The organism is Symbiopectobacterium sp., assembly GCF_051710365.1.
Taxonomy (GTDB): Bacteria; Pseudomonadota; Gammaproteobacteria; order Enterobacterales; family Enterobacteriaceae; genus Symbiopectobacterium.
Window position 1 is genome coordinate 1 of record NZ_JBPETA010000132.1, and the last position, 9,476, is coordinate 9,476.

Below are 9,476 nucleotides of genomic sequence, written 5' to 3' on the forward strand. Positions count from 1 at the left end.
CCTTGTTATAGGAGGGCCAGTTAGTGATTTTAAAATTTTGTTTTGCCATGGAGACCTGATTTTGAAACAACTATGGTGATCTGATCCGATGATTACCCAAACTTTCTATTTATTCAACAAAGCCTCGATGATTGTCATTCCGTTACTTGAGCATGGACAGGTGACGGGCACGCTAAAAATTTATTATCGCCATGCCCATAGAATTACTTACTCATTGCAGGTAATGGCTGTTGGTTTGTCGCAACTGATGTCAACCCAGATCGAGGTTTCGCGCACCGAGCAACTGCGTGATATGGCGAATAAGGCTGAACTGAGGGCCTTGCAGAGTAAAATTAACCCCCATTTTCTCTTTAATGCGTTGAATGCCATTTCATCGTCGATCCGTATTAATCCTGATACCGCGCGTCAGTTGGTGATCAATTTGTCGCGCTATCTGCGCTATAACCTTGAGTTGAACGATGACGCGTTGATTTATGTGAAAAAAGAGCTTTACCAGATTCGTGATTATATCGCCATTGAGCAGGCGCGCTTTGGTGCAAAGCTCACGGTGATTTACGACATTGATGACGATCTGTCCTATCAAATTCCCAGTCTGTTGATCCAGCCGCTGGTGGAAAATGCCATTGTGCACGGCATTCAACCCTGCCGTGGCAAGGGCACGGTGGTCATAGCAGTAAAAGATTTGGGAGAGCGATTGCGCGTGGCTGTCACCGATACCGGGCACGGTATCGATCAGCAAACGATTGAGCGCGTGGCGCGCAATGAAGTACCCGGTAATAAAATCGGTCTGCTTAACGTGCATCACCGTGTGCGATTGCTTTATGGCGATGGCCTGCACATCCGCAGATTGGAGCCGGGTACGGAAATTGTCTTTTACATCCCTCGCGTGGCTGACACTGCGCGTATGGTGCCGGAAAATAATGTGATGGCCACGCTGGTCGCAGGAAATAAGCGGTGAAAGCCATTATTGTTGAAGATGAGTTCCTGGCGCAGGAAGAACTTAATTATCTGATTCGCCAGCACAGCGATATTGAGATCGTGGCAACGTTTGACGATGGCATGGATGTGCTGAAATACCTGCAACACAACGACGTTGATGCCATTTTTCTTGATATCAACATTCCATCGCTTACTTAATGGAGTCTTCCTCGCGCAAAACATCAGCAAGTTTGCGCAAAAACCGTACATTATCTTTATCACCGCGTATAAGGAACATGCGGTCGAAGCCTTTGAAGTAGATGCGTTTGACTATATTCTCAAACCCTATCATGAGGCGCGCATCGTCACCATGCTGCAAAAGCTGGAAAATGCCTGGCAGTTACGGCAATCCGCTCCGACGCCAGAAAACACCAGCGCCGCTAATGCCCCGCGCATTGGACAACACACCATCAATCTGATGAAAGATGAGCGCATTATCGTTACCGACATCAATCAAATCTATTACGCTGCTGCGCAGGAAAAGGTGACGTTGGTCTATACGCGGCGTGAAACCTTTATCATGCCAATGAACATTACCGAGTTTTGTAGCCGGTTACCGGAAGAGGTGTTCTTCCGCTGCCATCGTTCTTACTGCGTCAACCTGACGAAAATCCGCGAAATCGTACCCTGGTTCAATAATACCTACATCCTGCGGTTGCACGAGTTGGAATTTGAAGTGCCCGTGAGCCGCAGTAAGGTAAAAACCTTTCGTGCATTGATGCTCCTGTAACGGCATTTCATTCCGTTCTGACGGCATCTCATTCCTGATTCGATCTTTTCACGTCACGCCGCTTGTAGACTGGCCCCAACACGTAAGCGGGTGGTCTAAGGTGCAGGTACCATGGCCCATTTTGCTTACCTTCTTTGATGTTCCCTCAGGGAACCGTTTTACTAAGAGGTCGGCCTATGAATGCCAAACCAACTCGTCGTGGCCAGATCGTACTGGGTACGATCATCGCGCAAATGGGGCTGGGGACTATTTACACCTGGAGTCTGTTTAACCAACCGCTGGTCGACATTTTCGGGTGGTCGCTCAGCGCCGTGGCAACGACGTTTTCCATCACCAGTTTCAGCCTGGCGTTTGCAACGCTGTTTGCCGGAAAATTTCAGGAACGCATTGGCATTCGGCGCTTAACGCTATGCGCCGGTATCGTGCTGGGTCTGGGATTAATGGCCAGTTCAGGAGTGACCTCCTTGCTGGGAATGTACTTGCTGATGGGCGTTGTGGTTGGCTTTGCCGATGGCACCGCGTATATCACCACGCTGTCCAACCTGATCAAATGGTTCCCTGAACGCAAAGGGCTGATTGCCGGTGTTTCTGTCGGGGCATTTGGTACCGGAAGCTTGGTATTTAAATATATCAACAGCTTTCTGATCGCAGAATAGGCGCATCTCATGCCTTTTTCTATTGGGGGATGATGGCAATGATCATGATCGGACTGGGTAGCACCTTGCTGAAAGAGCCGCCGACACATGCTGCCAATGGAAAAACGGCAATCACCTACGGTACGCGTGATTTTACTTTGGGCGAAATGCTGGGGACCAAAGAAGCCTATCTGCTGTTTGTGATTTTCTTTACGGCGTGCATGAGCGGTTTGTACCTGATTGGCGTGGTAAAGGATATCGGTGTGGAAATGGCGGGTATGGACAAACAAATGGCGGCTAACGCCGTGTCGGCCATCGCTATTTTCAATACGGTAGGGTGTATTGTGTTGGGTGCAATGTCAGATAAAGTCGGCCGCCTGCGCGTTGTCAGCGGGGCGCTGCTGGTTACTGCATTGGCTGTGACGGTTATGGACTTCCTGCCACTATCGCCAGTGTTGTTTTTTATCTGTGTCAGCGCCATTGCCTTTTGCTTTGGCGGCAATATCACCGTGTTCCCGGCCATTGTCGGCGACTTCTTCGGTCTGAAACATCACAGTAAAAACTATGGCGTCATTTATCAGGGATTTGGTATCGGTGCGTTGTCTGGCTCTTTCATAGCGGCACGGCTGGGCGGTTTTCACGCTACCTTTATTGCGATCGCAGTATTGTCAGCTCTGTCACTGCTGATTGCGTTGTGGATTAAACCGCCCAAGCACATCCGCACGCAACCCGAGATGCCTGCGACAGTGGCGCATGCCCGCGGATAATACGCTGTACTAACGACATAAATGCCTTATTATGCAGAGCCCCTGGGTTTTTACCCGGGGGCTTTTTTATGGCGCAGGTTCACGGGTATGATTCCGGCGCAATTACAGGCCGAACGACTGTGCGGCGTGTCGCTACGGGCCAGGTTATTGCAAAATGTAAAGTTATGTCGTTTTAGCGATAGGAAGATTAAGAATGCTTGAAAACGGCGTGATAACCCATACCATCGTGTTGTGAGTGATGTTAATCCCTTTAGAGAGGAAATCAGACTGTTATGATGCGTATTGCGCTTTTCCTGATCACCAACCTGGCGGTGATGTTGGTATTCGGGCTGGTTCTCAGCCTGACGGGAATTCGGTCCAGCAGTGTCCAGGGGCTTATGATCATGGCTGGCCTGTTTGGCTTTGGTGGTGCGTTCGTTTCACTGCTGATGTCCAAATGGATGGCGCTACGCTCGGTGGGCGGTGAAGTGATCGAACAACCGCGTAATGAAACCGAGCGTTGGTTGCTTGAAACCGTGCGGGTACAATCGCAGCAGGCTGGCATTGCGATGCCGCAGGTCGCTATTTATCACGCTCCCGATATCAATGCCTTCGCGACGGGTGCACGACGTGATGCGTCGCTGGTGGCCGTGAGCACCGGTTTGCTGCAAAACATGAGCCGTGATGAAGCAGAAGCGGTCATTGCCCACGAAATCAGCCACGTGGCGAACGGTGATATGGTCACCATGACGCTGATTCAAGGCATAGTGAACACCTTTGTTATCTTCATCTCGCGTCTGATCGCGCAGGTGGCATCCGGTTTCCTTTCTGGCAACCGCGACGACGGTGAAAGCAGCAACGGTAACCCGCTGGTCTATTTTGCCGTGGCAACGGTGCTGGAATTGGTGTTTGGTATTCTGGCCAGCATCATTACCATGTGGTTCTCGCGTTACCGCGAGTTCCATGCGGATGCCGGATCGGCGAAACTGGTGGGCCGCGAGAAGATGATTGCCGCGTTGCAGCGTTTGAAAACCAGCTACGAGCCGCAGGAAGAAGGCAGCATGATGGCGTTTTGTATCAACGGTAAATCAAAATCTTTCAGTGAGTTATTTATGTCGCACCCGCCGTTGGATAAACGCATTGAAGCGCTGCGCAGCGGTGCTTATCTGAAATAAAACTTCCGCAAAAACAAACCATTCCACAACAGGGAGTCCATTACGGGCTCCCTGTCTGCAATAACGTGTTATCCTCTATACCTCTGTCTTGATAGCATAAATTTCTTTTTTACTGGGAAAACAGGGGATGAAAATCAGGAGAATGTTTCATAAAATAAAACCGTGATCACGGAAAAATGAAACATTGTTTCTATAATGCTGGTATTACAGATCTATCGCATCAGGGTGGCGGTGAGTCGCAAGACTTGTGTCATCTGCTGGTGCTAGCCGTATTCTTTTCGATATGTTCTAAGGATTTACGATGGCCAAAGGCAAAAAGATTCCCCTCTCGTTTCATACCTATCAAGACGCAGCAACCGGCACCGAAGTGGTGCGTTTAACGCCTCCCGATGTTATTTGCCATCGCAACTATTTCTACCAGAAGTGCTTCTCCAATGATGGAAGCAAACTGTTGTTCGGCGGCGCATTCGATGGCCCCTGGAACTACTACCTGCTGGATCTGAACACGCTGGAAGAAACCACGATTTATCAAGTACCGGATGAGTGGGTAGGTTACGGTACCTGGGTTGCCAACTCCGATTGCACCAAGATGGTGGGGATCGAGATCAAGAAAGAAGACTGGCAGCCGCTGACCGACTGGAAAAAATTCCAGGAGTTCTATTTCACCAATCCGTGCTGCCGCCTGATCCGTATCGATCTGAAAACCGGCGAAGCGCAGACCATTCTGCAAGAAAAACGCTGGCTGGGTCACCCGATCTATCGCCCTGGTGACGACAACACTGTAGCGTTCTGTCATGAAGGTCCCCATGACCTGGTTGATGCCCGTATGTGGTTCATCAATGAAGACGGCAGCAACATGCGTAAAGTCAAAGAGCATGCGGAAGGTGAAAGCTGCACGCACGAATTCTGGGTGCCGGATGGCTCTGCCATGATCTATGTGTCTTACCTGAAAGATGACACCAACCGTTATATCCGCAGCATCAACCCGGTTACGCTGGAAGATACGCAACTGCGCGTTATGCCGCCATGTTCTCACCTGATGAGTAACTATGACGGTACACTCCTAGTAGGTGACGGTTCCGATGCACCGGTTGATGTACAAGATGACGGTGGTTACAAAATCGAAAACGATCCGTTCCTGTATGTGTTTAACCGGCAAACCGGCAAAGAGCACCGCGTTGCACAGCACAACACCTTGTGGAAAGTGTTGGAAGGCGATCGCCAGGTAACGCACCCGCATCCGTCCTTTACGCCGGACAATAAACGCATCCTGTTTACCTCGGATGTGGATGGCAAACCAGCCCTTTACCTTGCCGCCGTACCTGATTCAGTTTGGAAGTAACCCCAGAACCACATCCCGGCAACGGAATGGGGCTTCTTCTATTCGTCACTGAGTTCTCGGTGACGAATAGAAGAAGCCCTGAATATTTCGCGTTGCAGTAAGGTCGTCAGCAAACGAGTGAGGTCCGATAAGCTTATAGAGATAAGTGATTCGGGCAAGCGAGCGTCGCTAACGCCACCGTAATGTGAAGTGCGACGGGTATAATAACTTTAATAATAAGCAAGTCCCTTGATTATCGTTATTGTTCCATTGCCATAATTAGCGTGTTCCCTTTATACTAAAACCATCGTTCTATTTTTTTTAAAACAAAAAAACTGAGTAGGGTACCCAAAAAAATGGCTATTGCAGATTTAGATAAACAGCCCGATTCCGTGTCGTCCGTTTTGAAAGTTTTTGGTATTTTGCAGGCATTAGGTGAGGAAAGAGAGATCGGTATTACGGAACTCTCTCAGCGCGTCATGATGTCTAAAAGTACAGTGTACCGATTTTTGCAGACGATGAAGTCCTTGGGATATGTCGCGCAGGAAGGCGAATCCGAGAAGTATTCGTTAACGCTTAAGTTGTTCGAACTGGGCGCCAAGGCGTTGCAAAACGTAGATTTGATTCGTAGTGCGGATATTCAGATGCGCGAATTGTCCGCGCTGACGAAAGAAACTATCCACCTCGGTGCGTTGGATGAAGATGGTATCGTTTATATTCACAAGATCGATTCCATGTACAACCTGCGCATGTATTCCCGCATTGGTCGTCGCAACCCGCTGCACAGTACCGCCATTGGTAAAGTGTTGCTGGCATGGCGCGATCGTGACGAAGTGGTTGAAATTCTGAGTAAAGTGGAATTTACCCGCAGCACGCCGCATACTGTGGGTAGCGCTGAAGAGTTGTTGCCTCTGCTCGATACCGTACGCCAGCAAGGGTATGGGGAAGATAAGGAAGAACAGGAAGAAGGCTTGCGCTGCATTGCTGTGCCCGTCTTTGACCGTTTCGGCGTGGTGATTGCCGGATTGAGTATTTCATTCCCTACCATTCGCTTTGCTGAAGAGAGCATGCACGAATATGTTGCCATGTTGCATCACGCAGCAAAAAACATCTCCGAGCAGATGGGTTATCACGATTATCCGTTCTGAATCGTCTTTCGCTGAACAAACGATTGCTTCTCAAAAAGCCTGCCTGACGGTGGGTTTTTTAACATCTGGAGGATGAGAATAATGGCTGAGCATGTGAACCGCTATGGGCAACCTGTCGGCGAAGCGCTTCCTTTATGGTCAGCGCGGGCGTTCCCAAGGCGTATTACGCTCACCGGGTGTTTTTGTCGGCTTGAACCATTAAGTGTGGCACGGCATGCCGATGCGCTTTATGCCGCCTACGCCGACGCGCCGGATGGCCGCGATTGGACCTATATGTTTGTCGGCCCGTTTCGTGACAAGGATGAGTACCGTGCTTATCTGACCGCGGTAGAACAGCAGCAGGATACACAATGTTATGTGGTTATCGACACACGCACCGATAACGCGGTGGGCACATTCTCGTTGATGCGCGTTGATGTGAACAACGGCGTTATCGAAGTCGGTTCTGTCGCTTTTTCCTCTGCATTAAAGCGCACTCCACTTGCGACAGAAGCGCATTTTTTGCTGATGGGCTATGTGTTCGAACAACTGCACTATCGTCGCTATGAGTGGAAGTGCGATAGCCTGAATGCACCGTCGCGTCGTGCCGCTCTGCGTTTGGGTTTTACCTTTGAGGGGGTTTTCCGTCAGGCTGTCATTTATAAAGGGCGGACGCGTGACACTGCCTGGTTTTCGCTGTTGGATACCGAATGGCCACAACGCAAGCTGGATTTTCTCGATTGGCTTGCACAGGATAACTTCGATGCTGAAGGAAAACAGAACCAATCGCTCGCCGCTATCAGGCAGTCTCGGCTGAAAGAGGGTTCATGAGCAGGATGTAATAGGCGTGGGCGGCTACGAAGTGATAGTATGACCCGGATATGCTTGGGTTGAGAGTATGAGTTGGGGTTGTTGTGAATATTTTACAGATTGTTTTTATCATGTTGATGGTGCTGTTTGCCGCGCTGGTATGGTTTTTTGTTAATCGCGCCAGTGTCCGTGCCAATGAAAAGATCCGCTTGCTGCAAGAAATTTTGGAACAGCAACGTATTCAAACCGCGTTGCTTCAGTCGTTAGCGCCTGCCACTGCGGATGTGACGCCATCTGAGCCTGAAACTGTGTTGCACCCATCGGCCGCACCCGCACCAGAATTTGATGCGTTCAACGTTATTCCCGAGCGCTAAGGCTGATTGTAATAGCTTGGGCGCTCGTCTGCATTGCTTCTACATAGCGCACGTAACCAACGTGATGACGTGCGTACAATAATCAAAAACAGCAAATGGAAAAGTGAATACAACATGGCGGTAGAGAGTGAGCTGGTATTAAAACGGGGATTAAAGAATCGCCATATTCAACTAATCGCCTTAGGCGGTGCGATAGGGACGGGGCTGTTTTTAGGGATCTCGCAGACCATTCAGATGGCGGGACCTTCTGTGCTGTTGGGATACGGTGTCGCGGGCATTATTGCTTTTCTGATCATGCGCCAGTTGGGCGAAATGGTGGTTGAAGAGCAGGTTGCAGGGTCGTTCAGCCACTTTGCCTATAAATATTGGGGCAGCTTTGCCGGTTTCCTCGCAGGTTGGAACTACTGGGCAATGTTTATCCTGGTGGGCATGGCTGAACTCACTGCCGTCGGGATCTACATTCAATATTGGTGGCCTGATGTGCCCACGTGGGTATCGGCGGCGGTATTTTTTATACTGATCAATGCCATCAACCTTGTGAATGTGAAAGTATATGGTGAAACCGAATTCTGGTTCGCCATCATCAAAGTCCTGGCGATCCTTGGCATGATTGGATTTGGTGCCTGGTTACTGCTAAGCGGGCAGGGTGGAGAGCAGGCTACGGTACGCAACCTGTGGCAAAATGGCGGCTTCTTCCCGCACGGCGTCAATAGCCTGGTGATGGCGATGGCGGTGATCATGTTCTCTTTCGGTGGATTGGAACTGGTCGGTATCACTGCCGCTGAGGCAGCCGAACCTAAGCGTTCCATCCCACAAGCGACTAATCAGGTCGTTTATCGCATTCTGATCTTTTATATTGGCTCGCTCGGTATTCTGCTGTCGCTCTATCCATGGCAGAACGTGGTCAGCGGCGGCAGCCCGTTTGTGATGATTTTCCATGCGCTGGACAGTAACGCTATCGCCAATGTGCTGAATCTGGTGGTGTTGACCGCGGCATTGTCGGTATACAACAGTGGGGTCTACTGCAACAGCCGCATGTTATTTGGCCTCGCAACTCAGGGGAATGCACCGCGCTGGTTGTCTCGCGTCAATGGGCGCGGTGTACCGGTCCGGTCCATTGCACTTTCTGCGCTGGCGACCTCAATTGGTGTGCTGATTAACTATGTGATGCCCGGCAAGGCCTTTGAGCTCCTGATGGCGTTGGTGGTACCAACGCTGGTGATTAACTGGATCATGATTTGTGTAGCGCATCTGCGTTTTCGTCGCGCGATGGACCAGCGCGGTGTAGTGACCCATTTCAAGGCGATTTTCTATCCATATGGCAACTACCTGTGTTTGCTTTTCCTGGCAGCCATTCTGGTCATCATGCTAATGACCCCAGGTATCCGGATTTCTGTGTTGTTGATCACGGTTTGGGTGGGCGTTATCTGGTTGGGTTTTTACCTGTCTCAGCGGGCTTTGTTGAATAAATAGATTTTATGCTGGCAGCCAAGTGAAACGACGGATCCTCGCAACGCAAAATCGGCTTTGTTGAATAAATAGAAAGTTTGGGTAATCATCGGATCAGATCACCATAGTTG

General features: G+C 50.0%; 6 protein-coding genes and 3 pseudogenes. All 9 read left to right on the forward strand.

Going from position 1 to position 9,476, the window contains the following annotated elements:
• Nucleotides 1-124: 124 nt before the first annotated feature.
• Nucleotides 125-958, forward strand: a pseudogene (locus ACTBDZ_RS12215) (sensor histidine kinase); the annotation flags it as partial.
• A pseudogene (locus tag ACTBDZ_RS12220) lies at nucleotides 955-1,708 on the forward strand (LytR/AlgR family response regulator transcription factor). The pseudogenes ACTBDZ_RS12215 and ACTBDZ_RS12220, both read left to right, overlap by 4 nt.
• A 176-nt stretch (nucleotides 1,709-1,884) precedes the next feature.
• Nucleotides 1,885-3,110, forward strand: a pseudogene (locus tag ACTBDZ_RS12225) (L-lactate MFS transporter).
• A gap of 272 nt (nucleotides 3,111-3,382) precedes the next feature.
• Nucleotides 3,383-4,264 (forward strand): protease HtpX, encoded by an 882-nt coding sequence (gene htpX, locus ACTBDZ_RS12230; protein ID WP_438815506.1) that lies wholly within the window; start codon nucleotides 3,383-3,385, stop codon nucleotides 4,262-4,264.
• Nucleotides 4,265-4,565: 301 nt separating this feature from the next.
• Nucleotides 4,566-5,606, forward strand: a complete 1,041-nt coding sequence (locus tag ACTBDZ_RS12235) for an oligogalacturonate lyase family protein (protein ID WP_438815507.1) — start codon at nucleotides 4,566-4,568, stop codon at nucleotides 5,604-5,606.
• A gap of 335 nt (nucleotides 5,607-5,941) precedes the next feature.
• A complete protein-coding gene (gene kdgR, locus ACTBDZ_RS12240) occupies nucleotides 5,942-6,733 on the forward strand; it encodes a DNA-binding transcriptional regulator KdgR (RefSeq protein WP_438815508.1) in 792 nt (263 codons plus the stop codon).
• An 81-nt stretch (nucleotides 6,734-6,814) separates the two neighbouring features.
• Nucleotides 6,815-7,543, forward strand: coding sequence for a GNAT family N-acetyltransferase (locus ACTBDZ_RS12245; RefSeq protein ID WP_438815509.1), 729 nt, complete (start codon nucleotides 6,815-6,817; stop codon nucleotides 7,541-7,543).
• 110 nt (nucleotides 7,544-7,653) lie between these two features.
• Nucleotides 7,654-7,896: a YebO family protein gene (locus tag ACTBDZ_RS12250; protein WP_438815510.1), complete on the forward strand. Its 243-nt coding sequence runs from the start codon at nucleotides 7,654-7,656 to the stop codon at nucleotides 7,894-7,896.
• Between the two features lie 114 nt (nucleotides 7,897-8,010).
• On the forward strand, nucleotides 8,011-9,369 hold the full coding sequence (locus ACTBDZ_RS12255; RefSeq protein ID WP_438815511.1) for an amino acid permease: 1,359 nt from the start codon (nucleotides 8,011-8,013) through the stop codon (nucleotides 9,367-9,369).
• Nucleotides 9,370-9,476: the final 107 nt, after the last annotated feature.

Excerpts from the sequence above, each read along its gene's own strand:
- ACTBDZ_RS12235 (WP_438815507.1), top strand. The coding sequence starts at position 4,566 with ATGGCCAAAGGCAAAAAGATTCCCCTCTCGTTTCATACCTATCAAGAC.
- ACTBDZ_RS12250 (WP_438815510.1), top strand. The coding sequence starts at position 7,654 with ATGTTGATGGTGCTGTTTGCCGCGCTGGTATGGTTTTTTGTTAATCGC.
- ACTBDZ_RS12245 (WP_438815509.1), top strand. The coding sequence starts at position 6,815 with ATGGCTGAGCATGTGAACCGCTATGGGCAACCTGTCGGCGAAGCGCTT.
- ACTBDZ_RS12255 (WP_438815511.1), top strand. The coding sequence starts at position 8,011 with ATGGCGGTAGAGAGTGAGCTGGTATTAAAACGGGGATTAAAGAATCGC.
- htpX (WP_438815506.1), top strand. The coding sequence starts at position 3,383 with ATGATGCGTATTGCGCTTTTCCTGATCACCAACCTGGCGGTGATGTTG.
- kdgR (WP_438815508.1), top strand. The coding sequence starts at position 5,942 with ATGGCTATTGCAGATTTAGATAAACAGCCCGATTCCGTGTCGTCCGTT.